The 19,524-nt window shown below is 58.7% G+C and carries 13 protein-coding genes and 1 tRNA gene; 2 read left to right on the top strand and 12 right to left on the bottom strand.

What is annotated here, in order from left to right; translation table 11 throughout:
- Positions 1-31 precede the first annotated feature (31 nt).
- The 9 genes from fdhD to putA form a co-directional block, all read right to left on the bottom strand.
- Positions 32-829 carry a formate dehydrogenase accessory sulfurtransferase FdhD gene (fdhD, locus tag R0I78_RS07280; RefSeq protein ID WP_019936086.1) on the bottom strand — a complete coding sequence of 266 codons (798 nt, stop codon included), beginning with the start codon at positions 827-829 and terminating at the stop codon, positions 32-34.
- 36 nt (positions 830-865) lie between these two features.
- Positions 866-961 (bottom strand) — tRNA-Sec (locus tag R0I78_RS07275).
- The gene (gene selB, locus R0I78_RS07270) at positions 953-2,899 is read right to left on the bottom strand and encodes a selenocysteine-specific translation elongation factor (RefSeq protein ID WP_317074854.1); all 1,947 of its coding nucleotides are present in this window, start codon (positions 2,897-2,899) and stop codon (positions 953-955) included. Before selB ends, R0I78_RS07275 begins: the two co-directional genes overlap by 9 nt.
- Positions 2,896-4,329, bottom strand: a complete 1,434-nt coding sequence (gene selA / locus R0I78_RS07265) for an L-seryl-tRNA(Sec) selenium transferase (protein ID WP_317074853.1) — start codon at positions 4,327-4,329, stop codon at positions 2,896-2,898. The genes selB and selA overlap by 4 nt, the downstream gene beginning before the upstream one ends.
- On the bottom strand, positions 4,326-5,243 hold the full coding sequence (gene fdhE / locus R0I78_RS07260; RefSeq protein ID WP_317074852.1) for a formate dehydrogenase accessory protein FdhE: 918 nt from the start codon (positions 5,241-5,243) through the stop codon (positions 4,326-4,328). The genes selA and fdhE overlap by 4 nt, the downstream gene beginning before the upstream one ends.
- Positions 5,244-5,623: 380 nt before the next feature.
- The gene (locus tag R0I78_RS07255) at positions 5,624-6,253 is read right to left on the bottom strand and encodes a formate dehydrogenase subunit gamma (RefSeq protein WP_317074851.1); all 630 of its coding nucleotides are present in this window, start codon (positions 6,251-6,253) and stop codon (positions 5,624-5,626) included.
- Positions 6,240-7,151, bottom strand: a complete 912-nt coding sequence (gene fdxH, locus R0I78_RS07250; protein WP_317074850.1) for a formate dehydrogenase subunit beta — start codon at positions 7,149-7,151, stop codon at positions 6,240-6,242. Before fdxH ends, R0I78_RS07255 begins: the two co-directional genes overlap by 14 nt.
- A 9-nt stretch (positions 7,152-7,160) precedes the next feature.
- Positions 7,161-10,223 carry a formate dehydrogenase-N subunit alpha gene (fdnG, locus tag R0I78_RS07245; protein ID WP_317074849.1) on the bottom strand — a complete coding sequence of 1,021 codons (3,063 nt, stop codon included), beginning with the start codon at positions 10,221-10,223 and terminating at the stop codon, positions 7,161-7,163.
- 118 nt (positions 10,224-10,341) lie between these two features.
- Positions 10,342-13,509 carry a bifunctional proline dehydrogenase/L-glutamate gamma-semialdehyde dehydrogenase PutA gene (putA, locus tag R0I78_RS07240; protein ID WP_317074848.1) on the bottom strand — a complete coding sequence of 1,056 codons (3,168 nt, stop codon included), beginning with the start codon at positions 13,507-13,509 and terminating at the stop codon, positions 10,342-10,344.
- A 259-nt stretch (positions 13,510-13,768) separates the two neighbouring features.
- On the opposite strand from putA, the gene R0I78_RS07235 reads away from it, so the two are divergent.
- Positions 13,769-14,737, top strand: coding sequence for a hypothetical protein (locus tag R0I78_RS07235; RefSeq protein ID WP_317074847.1), 969 nt, complete (start codon positions 13,769-13,771; stop codon positions 14,735-14,737).
- A 255-nt stretch (positions 14,738-14,992) separates the two neighbouring features.
- On the opposite strand, the gene R0I78_RS07230 is transcribed toward R0I78_RS07235, so the two are convergent.
- The 3 genes from R0I78_RS07230 to R0I78_RS07220 form a co-directional block, all read right to left on the bottom strand.
- A complete protein-coding gene (locus tag R0I78_RS07230; RefSeq protein WP_317074846.1) occupies positions 14,993-15,607 on the bottom strand; it encodes a TIGR04211 family SH3 domain-containing protein in 615 nt (204 codons plus the stop codon).
- A gap of 99 nt (positions 15,608-15,706) precedes the next feature.
- A complete protein-coding gene (locus R0I78_RS07225) occupies positions 15,707-16,972 on the bottom strand; it encodes an anion permease (RefSeq protein WP_317074845.1) in 1,266 nt (421 codons plus the stop codon).
- Between the two features lie 21 nt (positions 16,973-16,993).
- The gene (locus R0I78_RS07220) at positions 16,994-17,674 is read right to left on the bottom strand and encodes a TIGR00153 family protein (protein WP_019936098.1); all 681 of its coding nucleotides are present in this window, start codon (positions 17,672-17,674) and stop codon (positions 16,994-16,996) included.
- A gap of 168 nt (positions 17,675-17,842) precedes the next feature.
- Here R0I78_RS07220 and R0I78_RS07215 point away from each other — a divergent pair, with 168 nt between their 5' ends.
- On the top strand, positions 17,843-19,354 hold the full coding sequence (locus R0I78_RS07215) for a CYTH domain-containing protein (protein WP_019936099.1): 1,512 nt from the start codon (positions 17,843-17,845) through the stop codon (positions 19,352-19,354).
- The last annotated feature ends 170 nt before the right edge of the window (positions 19,355-19,524 follow it).

The following is a 19,524-nucleotide window of genomic DNA, read 5'->3' as shown; positions in this document are numbered from 1 at the left end:
TCCTCACTCAAGGTGTGCTTGCCCGGCGCATTCACTTCAGCTGGGAATGAGCAGACGCGGCATAGACTCTGGGTGACTGTTGGTAGGGCAAGTGTATCAAGTTGAGCCGGTAGTGCCGAGCCTGTTCTACCGCCAGCTGAGTGGGCGCGCTTAAGGTCAGCAGGGTGGGGTTGTGGCTGCGCACCATTTTCTGCACCAGCTCTATGCTGCAGCGGCTGGTCAGCAGCACCATGCCTTCCGGGCGCTCGCTCTGCTGGTGCTGCCAGCCCAGCAGTTTATCAAGGGCATTGTGCCGGCCCACATCTTCACTGGCATGATGAATATTGCCCTGATAATCCACAAAAAAGGCGGCATGGAGGGCACCACAGTCCCGGTTGAGGGGTTGCCATGGCCGCAGTTGATCCCGCAGGCCGGCGAGCATGTGAGTATCGGGCAGAGGGGTTTCGGGCAGCCCGGGCAGCTCGGGCAATGCCGCCTGTAACGACTCCAGGCCACAAATGCCGCAGCCGCTGCGCCCGGCGAGGCTGCGTTTTTGCTGCAGCCAGGGCTGATGGCAGCGGTTGGCCAGGGTCACAGCGGCAATCAGGGCGTTATGTTCCCGGCTGAACTCAAGATCATGAATGTCTCTGTGATGAGCAATAATGCCTTCGCTCAGCAGAAAGCCGGTAATAAAGGCATCCAGCTGTACCGGGCTGACCATCATAACGGCGTGGTTTACGCCATTGATGGTAATGGCCAGGGGGACTTCGTTGGCCAGGGTGTGCTCGGTGCCTGCCAGAGTACGAACCCCATGGCTGGGCGGCAGTGGTTCAAAGCGCGCATCGTCCATTAGATTGCCCCGGCCATGCTTGCACAAGCTGAAAGGTGGCGGAAAGTAGCAGGAGTCGAACCTACCCGGGAATGTCTGACACCCCCAACCGGGTTTGAAGCCCGGCCGTACCACCGGATACGATTACTTTCCGAAAGTGTCGTTAACATTGCCAACATTCGGGGGGCTTGTAAACATCATATTGTCAGCGCGGATCACATGCCGGTCCTTTCGTCGCCGGCTGTAACCAATGCGTTGAAAAAACTCCAGAATTTGCAGCGTGCGCTTGCGTCCGAGTCCTAACCGATCCCTGAGTTCAGCGGCCTTGATGCCCTCGGCCGGAGCGTGCTGGCGCAGCAGGGTGGCCAGTTGCTCCACATGCTGATGGTGGTAAAGCAGGTCGGGTTGCACCTGATATAAAAGCCCCTGGCGTACCAGCTTGCGACCGAGCCGGCGAATATCGTCTTCGCTGGTCTCAAGGATGGCGGCCAGATCCCGCACCCAGGGCGGATCGTAGCGGCCGTCATAACTCAGGGCCAGAATACGCTTTGCCAGTGCCTGCTCGGGCTCGCTCAGACTCACACTGTGGCCGGGCAAGTGATACCAGGCACCGGTCAGGGCCAGCCGCTGTTGTTGCTGCAGGGCGTGCAGGGCACATTGCCATACAGGCTGGGGAATGGTCGGATCCGTCATGCGGCGCAGACGGGCGGCTTCTATGCCGGGCTCGTCGGGGTAACGTTCATGGGCCTGCTGCAAGGCGCGTTCAATGCGGCTCAGCAGTGGCTGCCAGTGAGCCTCATGCATCAGTACCGGCTCGTTTTTGCCAGTGGGCGTCAGCCACAGCGCCTGTTTGGGCAGCATTATCTGCTCCGGCGCTTGTCCGGCCAGCCGGTGCAGTGCGGTGCGGGTAATACCGTAAGGGGCCTGTTGCAGCAGGCTGAGCACGTCTTTCTGATCAAGATAGTCCGCCACTGCCTTCAGCCAGGCCAGCCGCGTCGGTGTGCGGCGCTTGCGATCCGGGCCGTTGGCATCCAGCACCCGGCCACCGCCCAGGGTTTGCTTGGCCTGAGCGTTGCGAATAATAAAGCGATCCCCGGGCAGGGCACACAAAGGCTGCTCAAATACCAGCTGGGCCAGCGCCGGTTTGCCAGCCTGCACTGTGGTTGCCTGCAGCGGCACCAGATGGGCCATGACATGAGCGGCACCAATATGCACATGCAGTGGCGTCCAGGTGCCGAGAGGAGCGCTGGTGCTCAGCAGCTGCAGCTCTACATCCAGCCGCGGGCCGGGCTCAAAACAGCCTGCTTCTGCCAGCCAGTCGCCCCGGGCAATGGCATCCTTGGCAATATTGGCCAGGTTAAAGGCGCAGCGCTGGCCGGCCCGGGCTTGTGTGCCGGCCTGATTTTGCGCATGCAGGCTGCGCACCCGCACCGGTATGTTGGCGGGCATCAGCCGCAGGTGCTGGTGCTTGCTGTGCAGGCTGAAGTGGCCGTCGTGTACCGTGCCGGTGACCACAGTACCCTGGCCGCTGAGGGTAAAGGCGCGGTCAATGGCCAGCCGGAACGGCCCCGCATCAGACACCGCCTGCTGTTGTTCCGCCTCTTGCCGTAAAAACTCACGCAGCGGGGCTATGCCGTCACCGGACAGGCTGTCGGTCACAAACTGCGGTGCCCCGTGCAGAAAGGTGTCCGCCAGTGCCTGCTGCAGCTGCTGTTGAGTGCGGGCTAGCTGCTCGGGCTGTGCCAAGGCGCTGCGGGTGATCACCACGCAGCCGCAAGACAGCCCCAGCAAGGACAAAATGGCAATATGCTCCAGAGTCTGGGGCATCACGCCGTCATCGGCGGCCACCACCAGCATGGCAAAATCGATGCCGGTGGCACCGGCCACCATGGTGTGGATCAGCCCTTCATGGCCGGGTACATCCACAAACCCCAGGGTCAGCTGCTCGTTCAGCGGCTGATAGGCATAGCCCAGGCTGATGGTAATGCCCCGTTTTTGCTCGTCTTTCAGGGTGTCGGTATTGATGCCGGTGAGGGCCTTTACCAGCGTGGTTTTACCGTGATCAATATGGCCCGCTGTGCCAATAATCATAGTTGTGCGTTACTCCACAGGGTGTGCAGCCGCTGCGCCTGCCCGGTGCTCAGGCAGCGGCAGTCGAGGTAAAGGGCGTTTTTATGAATGCGGCCAATCACCGGCTCGGCCTGACAGCGCAGCCGGCGCTCCAGCTGCATAATCTGCTTGCCGGCCTTGTCGGTGCCGCTGTAATGAATAACCAATCCAAAACTGGGTAACGACTCCACCGGCATGGCACCGCTGCCAATCTGGCTGAGCATGGGCTCGGCGGTGACCGTAAAGTCGCGGCCCAACGCCTGTTGCAGCACCGGTTGCAGCTGCCCGGCCTGGGCCTGAATATCGCTCTGGGCGCGGGTCAGCAGGTGCAGCGTGGTCAGCCGTTCGGGCAGCCGCTCGGGGCTGAGATAGAGCGACAGCACCGCCTCAAGGGCCGCCATGGTGAGTTTGCCGGTGCGCAAGGCGCGCTTGAGCGGATGTTTTTTAATGATGTCTATCAGTGACTTGCGGCCTACAATAAAGCCGGCCTGAGGGCCACCGAGCAGCTTGTCGCCACTGAAGGTGACCAGATCCACCCCTGTGGCCAGAGTTTCTCTTACCGTGGGCTCGTGGGGCAGACCCCACTGAGTCAGATCCACCAGGGTGCCGCTGCCCAGGTCCACCGTCACCGGTACTCGGCGCTCACGGCCCAGCCTGACCAGTTCGTTAATGCCGGTGGTTTTGGTAAAGCCCACCACCGCATAGTTGCTGCAGTGCACCTTCATGATCATGGCGGTGCGCTCGCCGAGGGCGCGCTCATAGTCGGCGTAGTGAGTGCGGTTGGTGGTGCCCACTTCCACCAGGGTGCTGCTGGCGCTGGTCATGATGTCGGGAATGCGAAAGGAGCCGCCAATTTCCACCAGCTCGCCCCGGGAGACGATGACCTCACGCTGAGCGGCAAGGGCGTTCAGCATCAGCAGCACGGCGGCGGCATTGTTGTTCACGACGGTGGCGGCTTCGGCACCGGTCAGCTCACAGATAAGGTCTTCTACCAGACTGTCTCTGTCGCCCCGCCGGCCCGTGTCCAGATCAAATTCCAGATTGGTGGCCTGAGTGAGCACCTTCACCACCGCCTGCACCGCGCTGTCGGGCAGCAGGGCCCGGCCCAGGTTGGTGTGCAACACGGTGCCGGTCAGGTTGATCACGGTTTTAAGCTTTGAGGCGGTTACCTCGCTTAAGCGGGCGGCAAGCCCTGACAGCAGCGGCTCGTGCGCCAGCTCGGCGTGAGTCAGTTGCCCGGCCAGCGCCTTCTGGCGCAGCTCGTCCATCAGCTGGCGCAGCTGAGTGGTGACCAGCGTCTGGCCGTATTCGGCCACAAGCGCGGCCGTCTTGTTATGTTGCAGCAGCTTGTCGATGGCCGGCAGGTCTGCCGGTCGGGCTGCCTGCATCTGGGAAGAAACGGAAACAGTCATTGTTCTCCTGCCGGTTGCCATAAATAAGGATTGTTGTTGGCCCGGTAAAAGCGGGCTTCGCCCATCAGAATATCCAGCGGCAGGCTGGCCAGATCATCGGCAAAGGCATCGGCATTCGGGTCTTTGTCGAGATAAAAAATCTTGCGGTAGTGCTGGCACTTGTCGCAAGACTCCGCCTTAATGGCCTTGTCTTCATTCAGAGAATGATAAGCCACGGTTTTGGTGTCTTCACAGTGGGTGCACACCACCCGCACTATATGCCACTGGCTGGCACACAGGCTGCAGGTGGCATAGCGAATTTGTTCTTTAGGGCCGCCCACCTGCACCGAGCTGGACACCGGCTGGCTGCCACAGCAGGGGCAAACGCCAAAAGGCGTGACCGCGGGCACCTGTTTAAGCTCCACCGCCTGTACCCGCAGGGTCCAGTACAGCTGCAGTGCCGCCATAATAAAGGGGGCCTGAGCGGCGTTAATGTGTTCGTCCTGCTGGTTGAGCAGGGCATCGGCGGCCTGCTCCAGTGCTGGCGCGTCTGCGTTGGCCAGCTCCACCAGAATGTGTTGTACCGGCTCGGGCAGGGTGTGCTGCTGCAGCTCGGTGAGCAGGGCGCTGAGCATGTTGCGCCATACCGGATCACGATCATTGGCGGCGTTAAACAGCGGCATGCCGTGGGCCTGGGCCTGAGCCAGCTGCACTTCGTCGGGTGCCGGCAATGTCCAGTTCTGCTCTGCCACGGTTTGCTGAGCTGCTGCCAATGTGGCAATCAGCTCCAGATAGTCTTGAATGGGGTTGTCTTTGGCCAGCTGTGTCAGCCGCCTGGCTCTGATGCCAAAGGTATCGGCATCGGCGTGGATCAGCCGCACTATGCTGGTGCGATCCAGGGTTTCTATTTCGCCACGGGTAAGAATTCGCTGCATGGCCACTCCTTGAATTTGTGCATCTTATAAAAAGGCCGCCAAATGCTCACAAACATTTGGCGGCAGCAGAAATATGGCAGTAACAAGAAGCAGTGCCGGGGATTGCCGGAGCCGACCGTCATATGCCATGGCCGAAAAGTTGCTCCTGCATTTTCGGCATTTCCGCCATCCCTGGCGGTCAGATACATATGCCGAGCGCGCATGGGGCGAGCTTGCTCGCCGTGACGAAGCAATGAAGCTTGACCGAACATCCTGTGAATGTTCGCAGCAGGCTTCAATGCTGAGTGTCATTTAGCGAAGCGTGTCGGCGGAGTGCAACCGCGGCGCTGCTTCGTCCGGCCCGCACCTGTTCTGCTTCTTACTGTTCTTTTTCTGCCTGTTTATTCCTCAGATGCATTACGCACCTTGCGGCGGAACCACTTGCGGTGGTGCTTCCAGGCCCAGCCCGGTGACACTGTGCCGCGGGTCATGGCCCGTATCGACCCTTTCACCCAGATGCCCGCATAGATATGCACGATAATGGCGCAAATGAGGCCAAATGCAAACAGGGCATGCAACAGGGATGAAAAGCGGATCAGCCCTACCGGAAAGTCGAAGTAAGACCGCCACATCACAATGCCCGACAGCAGCAGACCCGCCATCAGCACTATCAGGGCCCAGAACAGCACCTTCTGGCCGCCGTTGTAGCGGTCGGCCTCGGGCACGCCTTCTTCCTGATGAGAGATGACCTTGGGCACGGCTTTCAGCCATTCCTTGTCGTCGGCGGTAATGTGGTTGTGCCGCCATACCTGCAGGGCAAAGATGGCAAAGCTCACAAACATCACCAGCCCGATAAAGGGATGGAGAATACGGGTCCAGGTGCCGCCGCCCAGCAGGTTGCTGAGCCAGAACAGCGACGGATGAAACAGCGCCAGTCCGGAAATGGCCAGCAGCACAAAGCTCAGGGCAATCAGCCAGTGATTGAGCCGCTGATTGGCCGTGTAACGAACAATCTCTTTACCGGAGTTCATTGTTGCTTTCCTCCTCGGCTGCCTGTTCATCGGCCTTGCTCACTTCCGACGGACGGTTGCGTATGTAATGCGCCGCCCCTACCAGCGCCGTCAGCACCATGGCCGCCACCCCAATGGGCTTGGCCGGGCCTTTCCAGGCCGAGACAATGCCGCTGATTTTGGGGGCCTTGGGCAAACCGCTGTACAGCTCGGGCTTATCGGCATGGTGCAGCACATACATCACATGGGTGCCGCCCACGCCGTCCGGATCATATAGGCCGGCGTTGTCATAACCCCGGGACTTCAAATCGGCAATACGCCCGGCGGCGTGATGCTTCATGTCGTCCTTGGAGCCAAACACAATGGCACCGGTGGGGCAGGTTTTCACGCAGGCCGGCTCCTGACCCACAGACACACGGTCTACGCACAGGTTGCACTTGTAGGCCTTTTTGTCGGTCTTGGAAATGCGCGGCACGTCAAAGGGACAACCGGTAACGCAGTAGCCGCAGCCAATGCAGTTTTCCTGGTTGAAATCCACAATGCCGTTGGCATGCTGCACGATGGCACCGGGAGACGGGCATGCCTTCAGGCAGCCCGGATCTTCACAGTGCATGCAGCCGTCTTTGCGGATCAGCCACTCCAGATCGCCGTCGTCCTTTTCGTGCTCGGCAAAGCGCATCACGGTCCAGCTGTTTTCGGTCATGTCGGCGGGGTTGTCATACACCCCCACGTTATTGCCCACTTCGTCCCGCAGATCGTTCCACTCCATGCAGGCCACCTGGCAGGCCTTGCAGCCAATGCACTGGGAGGTGTCGATCAGCTTGGCCACGCCACCTCCCTGCACGGAAGACTGCCGGACCTCGGGTGAAGGAGTGGTGGTCGCAGAGCGACGCTTGATATCCATTGCATGTGTAGCCATGTGGTCTCCTTACACCTTTTCCACGTTCACCAGGAACGACTTGAACTCGGGGGTCTGCGAGTTGCCATCCCCCACCGAGGGCGTCAGGGTATTGGCCAGGAAGCCTGGCTGAGTCACACCCACAAAACCCCAGTGAATGGGAATGCCGATGTGATGCACCCGTTTGCCGTCGATGTCGAGCCCGCGAATCCGCTTGGTCACCACCGCCCGGGCCTTGATGTAGCCCCGGTTGGAAGACACCTTGACGGTATCGCCTTCGCGAATGCGCAGCTCGTCGGCCAGCTCGGCACCAATTTCCACAAACTGCTGCGGCTGCACAATGCTGTTGAGCAATACGTGCTTACTCCAGTAGTGGAAATGCTCGGTCAGGCGGTAGGTGGTGCCCACATAGGGGAACTCATCCACCGTGCCCAGACCAGCCCGGTCGCCGTCGAACAAACGCGCCGCCGGGTTGCTGGTGGCTTTGTCGTTGTCCTTGAACAGCGGGTTGTAACCCAGCGGGCTTTCAAAGGGCTCGTAGTGGGTCGGGAAAGGACCTTCCGCCATGCGATCCCGGGCAAAAAAGCGGGCTACGCCCTCCGGGTTCATGATGAAGGGGCCCATACCGGCTTCCGGTGGCTCGTCGGCCTTGTAGTCGGGCACGTCGGCACCGGTCCACTTTTCACCGTTCCAGTTAATCAGCACTCGGGACGGATCAAAGGGGTTGCCCTCGGTGTCGCAGGAGGCGCGGTTATACATGACCCGGCGGTTGGCCGGCCAGGCCCAGGCCCAGTTCAGGGTCTGACCAATGCCGGTGGGATCACTGCTGTCCCGGCGGGCCATCATGTTGCCGGCCTCGGTCCAGGAGCCGGCATAAAGCCAGCAGCCCCCCAGGGTGGAGCCGTCATCGCGCATTTCGCCAAAGCCCGAGAGCTGCTCGCCGGCCTTGCGCACAATGCGGCCGCTGCCGTCCCGCACATCGCGCAGGGCCCGGCCGTTCAGCTCCTTGGCCAGCTCTTCCGCGGTGGGGTGCTCCGGTCTGGCATAAGGCCAGCTCAGCTGGGTAATGGGCTCGGGCAGGGCACCGCCTTCCTGTTCATAGAGACGGCGAATGTGCTGATACAGGGTCGCCATTATCTCTATGTCGGTTTTGGCTTCTCCGGGCGGCTCGGCGGCTTTCCAGTGCCACTGCAGCCAGCGGCCCGAGTTCACCAGGGTGCCGTCTTCCTCGGCAAAGCAGGAGGTGGGCAAACGGAACACTTCGGTCTGAATGTCCGCTGAGTTCACGTCGTTCGACTCGCCCGCATTGCGCCAGAACTCGGAGGTTTCGGTCACCAGCGGATCCATCACCACCATAAATTTCAGGCGCGAGAAAGCCGCCGTCATTTTGGCTTTGTTGGGGGCTGCGGCCAGCGGGTTAAAGCCCTGGCAGATATAGCCGTTCAGCTTGCCCTGATGCATCAGCTCATAGGTCTGCAGCATGTCGTAGACCTTGTCGAGCTTGGGCAGATAGTCATAGGCGAAGTTATTGCCGGCATGGGCATTGTCACCCCACCAGGCTTTGCTCAGGCTGGTGTAGAACCGCTTATAGTTCTGCCAGTAGCTGAACTGGTTTTCCCGCAGGGGTTTCTGCGCCCGTTTGGCAATGTAGGCGTCAAAGTCCTGCTCGGCCTCGTTGGGCAGGGTCAGGTAGCCCGGCAGCAGGTTACTCATCAGACCCAGATCGGTTAATCCCTGAATATTGGAGTGACCGCGCAGGGCGTTCATGCCGCCGCCGGCAATGCCGATGTTGCCCAACAACAGCTGCATCATGGCACCGGTACGAATGATCTGAGAGCCGATGGAGTGCTGGGTCCAGCCCAGAGCGTAAAGAATGGTACCGGCTCTGTCTGGCGTGTGGGTGGAGGCCAGCAGCTCGCACACCTGCAGGAACTTGGCCTGGGGCGTGCCACAGACCCGCTCCACCATCTCCGGGGTGTAGCGCTGATAATGATTTTTCAGCAGCTGGAATACACAACGGGGGTGCTGCAGGCTGGGATCGGTGACCACCTGGCCGTTTTCGTCCAGTTGATAGTCCCAGGACTCCTTGTTGTAGCTGCGTTTCTGCTCGTCGTAGCCGGAGAAAATGCCGTCATCAAAGTCGAAATCTTCATGCACGATAAACGACATGTCAGTGTAGTTCTGCACGTATTCATGCTGGATCTGGTTGGTATCAAGCAGATACTTGATAACCCCGCCCAGGAATACAATGTCGGTGCCGGTGCGAATGGGCGCGTACAAGTCTGCCACCGAGGCCGACCGGTTAAAGCGCGGATCCACCACAATCAGCTTGGCATTGTTATGTGCCTTGGCTTCTGTTACCCATTTAAACCCACAGGGGTGTGCTTCAGCAGCGTTGCCGCCCATGATCAGAATAATGTCGGCGTTTTTGATGTCGACCCAATGGTTCGTCATCGCGCCACGGCCAAATGTTGGGGCAAGACCTGCCACCGTAGGACCGTGTCAAACGCGAGCCTGGTTATCGAACGCCAGCATACCCATAGGGCGAACCACCTTGTGGGTGATATAGCCCACTTCGTTACTGCTGGCAGAAGCGGCCAGCATGCCGGTGGTCACCCAGCGGTTAACGGTTTTACCGTCGGATGTTTGTTGGATCAGGTTGGCATCACGGTCTTCTTTCATTAACCGTGAAATGCGGTTGAAGGCCTGCTCCCAGGAAATGCGCTCCCAGGTGTCGGAGCCCGGAGCCCGGTATTCGGGGTATTTCAGGCGGTTGGGGCTGTGCACAAAGTCCACCAGACCGGCCCCTTTCGGGCACAGGGTGCCGCGGTTCACCGGGTGGTCGTGGTCGCCTTCAATGTGCATGACGCTGGGGTGGGCGTTTTTGGCACCGTCTCCCATGCTGTAAACCAGAATGCCGCAGGCCACCGAACAATAGGGGCAGGTGCTGCGGGTTTCAGTGGCGCGGGATAATTTATATTGTCTCGAGGCGGCCACGGCGGGTGCCGGGGTCATGCCCAGCAATGCCATGCTCGAGGTAGCCAGGGTAGCCCCGGTTATTTTAAAAAAATCACGCCGGCTCAGATTGCTCATTACGCTCTCCTTGTAACGCAAAGCTCAGTCGCTTACCAGAGCATAAAGGATAGTGCTAATAACCTTATTTTTCTTCTGTGTAATCAGTTATTTTTGCAATCCTTGGCCGGCGTCACGGTCAGCCTTCCCCCAGCGACAGCAGAGTGGCATTGCCGCCGATGGCGGTGGTGTTGTTGGTAATGGTCTTTTCGGTAATAAAGCGGGTCAGGTAGTGGGGGCCACCGGCCTTGGGACCCGTGCCCGACAGGCCACGGCCGCCAAAGGGCTGCACGCCCACCATGGCACCAATCTGATCCCGGTTAATGTAGACGTTACCCGCTTCAATACGCTTGGCCACATGGGCGGCGAACGACTCGTTGCGGCTGTGCACGCCCAGAGTCAGGCCATAGCCGGTGGCGTTGATGTCATCGATAACGCGGTCGATATCTTTGGCCTTGAAGCGCACCACATGAAGTATGGGGCCAAACTGCTCTTTGCTCAGCTCACTGATGCTGCCAATTTCAATGGCGGTGGGACGAATATAAAAGCCGCTGGTGCCGGCATCACTCATGGGCGCTTCGGCAATTATTTTGTGGCCGGCGGCTTTCATGGCATCCAGGTGGGCCTGCAGCCCTTTCTGGGCATCGGCGTCGATCACCGGACCCACATCGGTGGACCAGAGCGCCGGATCCGCCACGCTCAGTTCCTGCATGGCCCCTTTCAGAATGTCCAGTACGCGTTCGGCGACATCTTCCTGAAGGTAGAGCACCCGCAGTGCCGAGCAGCGCTGACCGGCGCTCTGAAAGGCGGCGCGCAGCACGTCCCGCACCACCTGCTCGGGCAGGGCGGTGGAGTCCACTATCATGGCGTTCTGGCCACCGGTTTCGGCAATCAGCGGCACTATGGCTCCCTCGCGGCTGGCCAGGGTCTGGTTGATGCGTTTGGCGGTGTCGGTGGAGCCGGTAAAGCAGACACCGGCAATGCGCGGATCTTCCGTCAGCGCAGCGCCCACGGTAGCGCCGTCGCCGGGCAGCAATTGCAGTACCTCACCGGGAATGCCGGCTTCGTGTGCCAGAGTCACTGCCAGATGAGCGATCAGGCTGGTCTGCTCGGCAGGCTTGGCCAGCACCGTATTGCCGGTCACCAGGGCAGCACTGACCTGACCGAGAAAAATCGCCAGGGGAAAGTTCCAGGGGCTGATGCACACAAAAGGACCGCGCCCCTGGGCCTGCAGCAGGTTAAGCTCGCCGGTGTAACCGGGCAGTTTGGTAGGCTCGCCGGTGAGTTTGCGGCCTTCATTGGCGTAATAGCGGCAGAAGTCTACCGCTTCACGCACCTCGTCTATGCCGTCCTGCAGCAGCTTGCCCGCCTCTCTGGTACACAGGGAAATAAACTCGGCGCTGTGGCTTTCAAGCAGGTCCGCCAGCTTTTCCAGTGCTTGCGCGCGGCTGTCTACCGGGGTGTCGCGCCAGCCCTTAAACGCCTTTTCGGCATGGGCGACAGCCTGCTTCACAGTAACCTTGTCAGCAAACACCACCTCACCCACCTGCCGGCCGGTATTCTGCGGGCTGTATACCGGCCGCTTTTCACCGGTCACTGGCTTTCCGGCCACCAAAGGCGCGGCCTGCCACTGCTTGCCAGCCAGTTCGCTCAGGCGTTCAAACAAAGGCTCACGGCTGGCGGCGATATTGAGGTTGATGCCGGCGGAGTTGTTGCGATCGGCAAAAATATGGCGGGGCAGAGGAATGTTGTCATTGGCCAGACTCTGGCAGGCACGCAGGCTGGTTACCGGATGAGTGATCAGATGATCAACAGGGGTATCCGGATCGACCAGCTTATGCACAAAGGAAGTGTTGGCCCCGTTTTCCAGCAGCCGGCGCACCAGATAGGGCAGCAGATCCTTATGAGCACCTACCGGAGCATAAATACGGCAGCACCTGTCGGGGTTTTCTGCCAGCACGGCATCGTACAGCTCTTCACCCATGCCGTGCAGCCGCTGAAATTCAAAGCGCCGTTCGCCGGCCATATTGAGTATGGCCACGACAGTGTGGGCATTGTGGGTGGCAAACTGCGGATAAATAGCCCCCTCGGTGGCGTCACTCAGCAGATAGCGGGCGCACACCAGATAGGCTACATCGGTACCGGCCTTGCGGGTGTACACCGGATAGCCGTCCAGTCCGGCCTGCTGGCTGTGTTTGATTTCGCTGTCCCAGTAAGCGCCTTTTACCAGTCGCAGCGGAATTTCATCGCCCTGCTCCTTAGCCAGAGCGGTGAGCCAGCACAGCACCGGCAGGGCACGCTTGGAATAGGCCTGCACCACCAGCCCCAGGCCGCCCCAGCCTTTGTTTACATGGCTGCGGTAAAGCTGCTCAAACAAGTCGAGGGAGAGCTCCAGCCGGTCCATTTCTTCTGCGTCAATGGTGATAAATACATCATGTTTGCGGGCAGTTTCCAGCAGCCCCAGCACAGTAGCATACAGCTCGGTCAGCACTCGCTCCCGGCTGGCTTCTTCATAGCGCGGATGCAGCGCAGACAGCTTGATGGAAATAGACGGCCGGGGTACGTCCGGATTATTGAGCTTTTCGGCACCCACGGCAGCAATGGCACTGGCGTAGTCGGCCCGGTATTTCTCGGCATCGGCGGCGGTCATGGCGGCCTCGCCAAGCATGTCGTAGGAGTGAGTGTAACCCTGCTCCCGGGACTTGCGGCTGGCCTTGAGCGCTTCACTGATGGTGCGGCCCAGCACAAACTGCTTGCCCATGATTTTCATGGCACCGTACATGGCTGAGCGCACCACCGGCTCACCCAGCCGGTTGATCATGCGGCTCAGCACATTGGCGGGATTGCCGTCGAGCTTTTTGTCCATGCGTACGATGCGTCCGGTCAGCATCAGCCCCCAGGTGGAGGCGTTCACCAGAGTGGAGTCGCTCTGGCGAAAGTGTTTGGCCCAGTCGGCCCCGGAGAGTTTGTCTTTAATCAGCTCGTCGGCGGTATGACTGTCGGGAATACGCAGCAGGGCTTCGGCCAGGCACATAAGAATGATGCCTTCCTGCGTATCTAGGCTGTATTGCTGTAAAAAGGCGTCTATGCCGTCACCGCCGTCACTTTCTTTGCGCACCTGCGTCACCAGCCGGCGCGCTTGTTCGGTCAGCTGTGCCATTTCCGGTCCGGCCGCGGGTATCTGCTCGAGCAGCCGGGCCAGCCAGGCACTCTCATCAACGGCATAGTTGCGAGTAATGTCCTGGCGCAGCGCAGCCAAATCGGAAGGGGAGTAATCGGAGGCAAACACATTGGCGACAGTAAACATGGCAAGAATTCCTGAAGTGGCAATAAGAAAGACCTGCGAGCAGATCAGCTAGTGATTATAATGTATACGATAATTTGTAGTTTCATCGAGTTTGAGGTCACGTTTCAATGATTAAGGCTTTTTTTTGCATATTTTTGTATACGAAAATGCAGCGCTATACATGAGAATGAATATAGCTCAGGTGCCGGCTTAGCTCAGCGCTTGCCTGAGCGCTGCTGGTCTCTATAATGCCCGCTCATTCTGTTTGTGGTATTCAGCTGTGCAGTATCAACGCTTTCCCAAAGGGCATTTTGCCCTGTTTGTTATTTATCTTATTACCGGCGCATCCATCGCTGCGTCCATGGTGTTTTCTCTGCTGTTATTTCTGTCACTGGATCAGGGCCTGTTGATGAAGGTGATGTTCGGCAGCCTGGCGGTGGTGTTTGAGGTGGGCAAATTCTACATCTGGTATGAGATGGGTGAGCGCTTGAACCGCAAAGACAGGCTGGGTGCAGGCAAGGCGTTTTGCTTTTATGGCATTCTGGCTGCGTTATCCATTGCCGGCAGTGTGGGGGGCATTAATGCTGCTACCAATACGCTGCTGCAGGCCGATGAAGCCCAGGCGGCACTGGTGCAAAGCTATGACGACAAAATTGCTGCCCTGGACCGGGAAATTCAGATCAATGAGCAGGCGGCCCAGGCCTATATTGAAATGGATCGCATTGCCACCGGCATGACTCGCATGCTCAAGCGTAATCAGGCGCTGATGGAGCAGCAGGATGAGCTGCGCCGGGAACGGGACCAGGCAGCGGCGAATAGTCAGGACTCACTGATGGGGCTGATGACCAGCCTGGCGGATGGCCTGGGCTGGCCGCTCAGCCGGGTGCAGTTTGGTATAGTGGCGGCGCTATCCATGCTGCTGGACTTTTTTGCTGCCTTTTTTGTCTCGCTTCTGGGTGAAGAAATTCGCTTTCGTCGCAGTTTCCGCCAGCAGGGCGGGAATGCCCCGGTGCCGTCTCAGCCTGAGCCGGTCAATATCAGCCTGCCTGCCGAGCCCGCAGCAAGGCCCGATTATTATCATGAGCTGGTAGAACGGTTAAAAGCCGGTGAGCTGCGCTGTGCCAAAGGTGCTGTATCGGCATTGCTGAACAAGTCCAGAGAAGAGGTGGAAGACATTTTTCACTGGCTGCAGCAGGACGGTATCGTCTATCGCAAGCCCAACCGGCACTTTGCTTTGCATCAGGACTGACCGCTATTTTGTAGGCCCCGTTTTACACGGGGCTACGGGATCACATGTTACATGGATTCCGGGTCAGGCCCGGAATGACGATGCCTGTAGGCCTTGAGCGATTCGCGGCCACGGAGCCGTATATGGTTATCCAACCTTCAAAAACAAAAAAGTCTGCAGGCACAGTGATGCACCTGCAGACTTCCTAATCCCTAATCCCTAATCCCTAATCCCTAATCCCTAATCCCTAATCCCTAATCCCTAATCCCCGGATTATCAGTTCATCCATCTGTCCTGGCGTTTGCGCCGGCGCAGCGGAATCATGGGCAGAATAAAGCCCACCAGAGCACCAATGCCGGCTACGATGCCGCCGTGCACCAGCCAGTCCAGGCGCATCTGGTGCTCTTTATCATCCATCAGGCTGGTCAGGCGGGCATTTTCAGTGGTCAGTTGTTCATGGCTGCTGCTGATCTCGCTCAGCTCGGCTTTCAGGGTGGTCAGCTCCTGTTGCTGGCGCTCAATCAGGTTCACCTTGTCGGCCACATCCTGAGCATGGCGTTCGTCCACCGTAGCCAGTTGCTGCTGAGTTTCCTTCAGCTCTGCTTCCAGCACCGGCAGGCGGGAGCGAAAGCTCTCTTCGGTTTGCAGAAAACGGCCGTCCATCCAGCCGGTGCGGCCTTCAGCATCTTTTATCTGCACATATTTGGTGTTGGCGTCGCGGTCCAGAAATTCGATTTTCTCGCCGGCATTAATGGAGCCGAGAATGCGGTATTTGTTGCTGGGGCCCGCATGCAGAAATGCATACACGTCATCGGAAACATAACGGGTGGCGGCATTGGCCTGGCTCACCCAAAACAGGCTGCATAACAGCAGCAGGAGTTTTGCTTTCACCGGATAATCCTTGGGGCGCTTGATAATGCTGCCATGGTAATAGCGCAAAAAGGTAAGAACAAGAACAAGGGGCGCAAGGCCCCTTGTGTTTCAGTGCTGTCAGGTAAACATCCACTGAATGATATAGAAGAATACAATAGCCAGAATGGCACCGGCGGGCAGGGTGACTACCCAGGAAACCACGATATTTCTCAGTACGTTCAGGTTAAGCGCGGCAATCCCACGAGCCAGGCCAACCCCCATTACCGCACCCACCAGGGTCTGGGTAGTGGAAATGGGCAGGCCGGTGCCCGATGCGATCACCACTGTCGCAGCGGTGGCCAGCTGGGCGGCAAAGCCCCGGCTGGGAGTAAGATGAGTAATGCCGGTGCCGACGGTCGCCATCACCTTATGACCAAGCGAGGCCAGACCAATCACGATGCCAATGCCACCCAGCGGCAGTATCCACCAGGCAATGGAGGAGCTGGCGCCAATCTGGCCGGCGCTTTGTACCACACTGACCACTGCTGCCAGCGGGCCGATGGCGTTGGCCACATCGTTGGAGCCGTGAGCAAAAGCCATGGCACAGGCGGTGACCACCATCAGAATGCCAAACACTTTCTCCACGTTGGAGTAGTGCATGTCTTTGTCATCGTTGGGGTTGTAGTTGCGGCCCTTGATGTAAATGCCACACAATACGGCGCTGATCAGTGAAACCACCACTGATAATCCCCAGCTCTGCACATCGGACAGCTCCAGGCCCACGTGCTTGAGGCCTTTTTTCAGGGTCACCAGACAGATCACCATGACGGTGAGGAAGATATAGGCCGGCACATATTTTTTGGCGGCAGCCAGCGGACTGTCGGCATTGAAAATCAGCTTCTGCACACTGATAAAGGTGAAGTAAGCCAGCAGGCCCGACAGCGCCGGTGTCACAATCCAGGAGCCGACCACGCCGCCCAGCTTGCCCCAGTGCACCGCATCCGAGCCGATGGAAACCAGGGCAAAGCCTACAATGGCACCAATAATGGAGTGAGTGGTAGAAACCGGCCAGCCAAAGTAGGAAGCCAGCAGCAGCCAGGTTCCGGCCGCCAGCAGCGAGGCAATCATGCCGAATACCAGCAAATCCGGTGTGTCGTTAAACGCCGCAGAGTCGATAATGCCGCTGCGAATGGTGGAGGTGACTTCGCCGCCGGCCAGATAGGCACCGGCGAATTCAAAGATCATGGCGATAATAATCGCCTGCTTGATGGTCAGTGAGCGCGTGCCCACAGAGGTACCCATGGCGTTAGCCACATCATTGGCACCAATACCCCAGGCCATAAAAAAGCCGAACGCGGCCGCCACCAGGATCAGCGTGGTGCCATAGTTAGCAATGATATCCATTTATTTACCTTGTTGTTTCGCTCAGGAACGGGACAGCATCAGCTCAAGACGGGAACCAACCCGCTCGGCCTGATCTGCCAGGTCGCCGACCCACTCAAGGATCTTGTAAAGGAACATAACGTCGATGGGATTATATTTATCTTCAATGGCCTGCAGCTGGCGGCGCAGCTTGGCCTGCATCACATCGGTATCGTCCTCGATGAGGTCAAGCTGATGGATCATGTCGGTAACCAGATCCATTTCCCGGCCCTTAAAGCCGGTTTCCAGCAATTCGTCGAGTTCGTCAATGGCCTTGGCCGCCTGAGCGGTGGCATCAATGCAACGATGGAGGTAATCCATAAAATCGGACTTGAGCTCAACAGGGATCGCCATCTGACGGCCTACAATGCGGCCGGAGATATCTTTCGCCTTGTTGGCTATCTTGTCCTGTTGGGTGAGCAGCTCCAGCATATCGGTGCGTTCCACCGGCATAAACAGGCCGCGGGGGAGTTTGAGGCGAATTTCGCGTTTGAGGGCGTCGGCTTCCCGTTCCAGCTGCGAAATGCGGCGCTGAATGCGTTCGGCGTTTTCCCAGTCCTGCTCCCACATGGCGTCGAAGAAGGGAACCAATTGCTGCGCAGCCTCGTGAACTTTCACAACATGCTTTTGCAGCGGCTTGATAGGAGACTTGGCAAAGAGTCCCAAAATAGTATTAACTGGCATAGCCAACCCTGTGTCGGTGAAAAAACACTCGATACGTTAATGTGGCGCGAATGGTAACGTAACTCCACAGGCAAGAAAACAGCATTTTTCAAAAACCCCCGTGCTACCCTGATGGGAGCTTTTGCTTTCACAATTAAAACAGAAGGTTGCTTTTTCCGGACTCTCCTTATGGATACAGAAATCGAGATCAAGTTTCTTGTCTCACGCGAACTTAATGGCGGCCTGACCGGGCTGCTGCCTGCCTGCCAAATTCTGCAGCATGACCATCGCCACCTGGCCAATACCTACTACGACACTGCCGGGCTCGATTTGCGCCGAATCGGGGCTGGTCTGCGCATTCGCAGCCAGAACGGTGAAATGGAACAAACGGTCAAGCTGGCGGGCAGTCAGGTAGGCGGCCTGCATCAGCGACCGGAATATAACGTAGCGCTGAATGTGCACAACCCCGATCTGTCGTTGTTTCCTGCGTCCATCTGGCCTGAGGGGGCTGATCCGCAAGCCCTGCAGCAGGCACTGCAGCCGCTGTTTTGTACCGACTTTGTACGGCAGCGCTGGCTAATAGAGCTTAATGGCACTGAAATTGAGCTGGCGCTGGATGAAGGGGAAGTACAGGCCGGCGAGCGGCGCGAGCCTATTTTTGAACTGGAGCTGGAGCTGGTGCGCGGTGATGCCTCTGTGTTGTTTGAGCTGGCGGAGCAGCTGGTGCAGGGGGGCGGACTGCGGCTGGGGGCGGTATCCAAGGCTCAGCGCGGCTATCAGCTGGCGGGTTTGAGTCCCATGCCCGAGCTGCGTGCGCTGGAACCCACACCATTAGCTCCTGACGAGCCCTGTGAGCAGGCCATGGTGGCGCTGTTGCATCAGGCACTGAGCCACTGGCAGCACCATGAAGAGGGCTGGATGGCCCGTCCCGGTATTGACTGGCTGGTGCAGCTGCGGGAAGGCGCTGCCCTGGTACACCAGATTCTGCTGATGTTCGGCGAGCGGGTCTCGCTGAGAGTGAACAGTGGCTGGATAGATGATCTCTTGTGGCTGCAGCAGCAGCTGGCCTGGCTCGACCGAGCCCAGATGCTGGCTCATCTCACCGCCGACAAGGGCTATTATCTGCGTCGCCTTGACGGCCGTAAAAATCTGTTGCGGTTGCTGACAGAGCAGCAGCAAAGCCTGCCGGATGAGCAGCGACTGCGGGAGCTGCTGTACAGCCCCCGCTATGCGCGCCTGGTGCTGGGACTGACTCACTGGCTTTATCGCCAGGACTGGCGCGCTGGCCTCAGCCGTGAACAGCAGGCCAACCTGATGGCCCCGGTATCCGGGCTGGCCGGGCCGCTGCTGGAAGACAGCTGGCAGACACTGCGCCACAGTGCCCTGGGGGCGGAGCAGCTGACTGCTGAGCAATATATTCAGCAAAAAGGTAAGCTGCGCCGCAATCTGATGATAGGGCTGTGTTTCAGTCAGCTGTTTTCAGAGCCGGAGCGGCTGGGCTTTCGTATGCCCTGGCTGGATATTTTGCGGGGCATTGAAGACCTCGATATGCTCTCGCCGCTGCCGGAACTGGTGGAGCAGCTGGAGCCGGCAGAGGCGGACGAGCTGAAACAGTGGCTGGACCGCAAGCGAGGATTTCTGCTGGAAGCACTGGAGCAGTCCCGCCGTCAGGCGCTGGAACTCACACCTTATTGGCGTTGAACTTAAAGCTGGAAGCTGGAAGAAAAAGCGCTGGACTGGCCCGAGAAAAGTAGACACCTTCATTTAATGAGAAGGTGTTATGAAATACAAACCCCGCCGTCGCTTTAGCGACACATTCAAACGTGAGGCCGTCGAGGCCTCGCTGTCTACCACCGAGACACAAGCTCAGT

It is taken from the genome of Oceanimonas sp. CAM02 (assembly GCF_032842915.1).
Taxonomy (GTDB): Bacteria; Pseudomonadota; Gammaproteobacteria; order Enterobacterales; family Aeromonadaceae; genus Oceanimonas; species Oceanimonas smirnovii.
The sequence above is the reverse complement of the archived record's forward strand: the minus strand, read 5'-3'. Positions and strand labels throughout refer to the sequence as shown.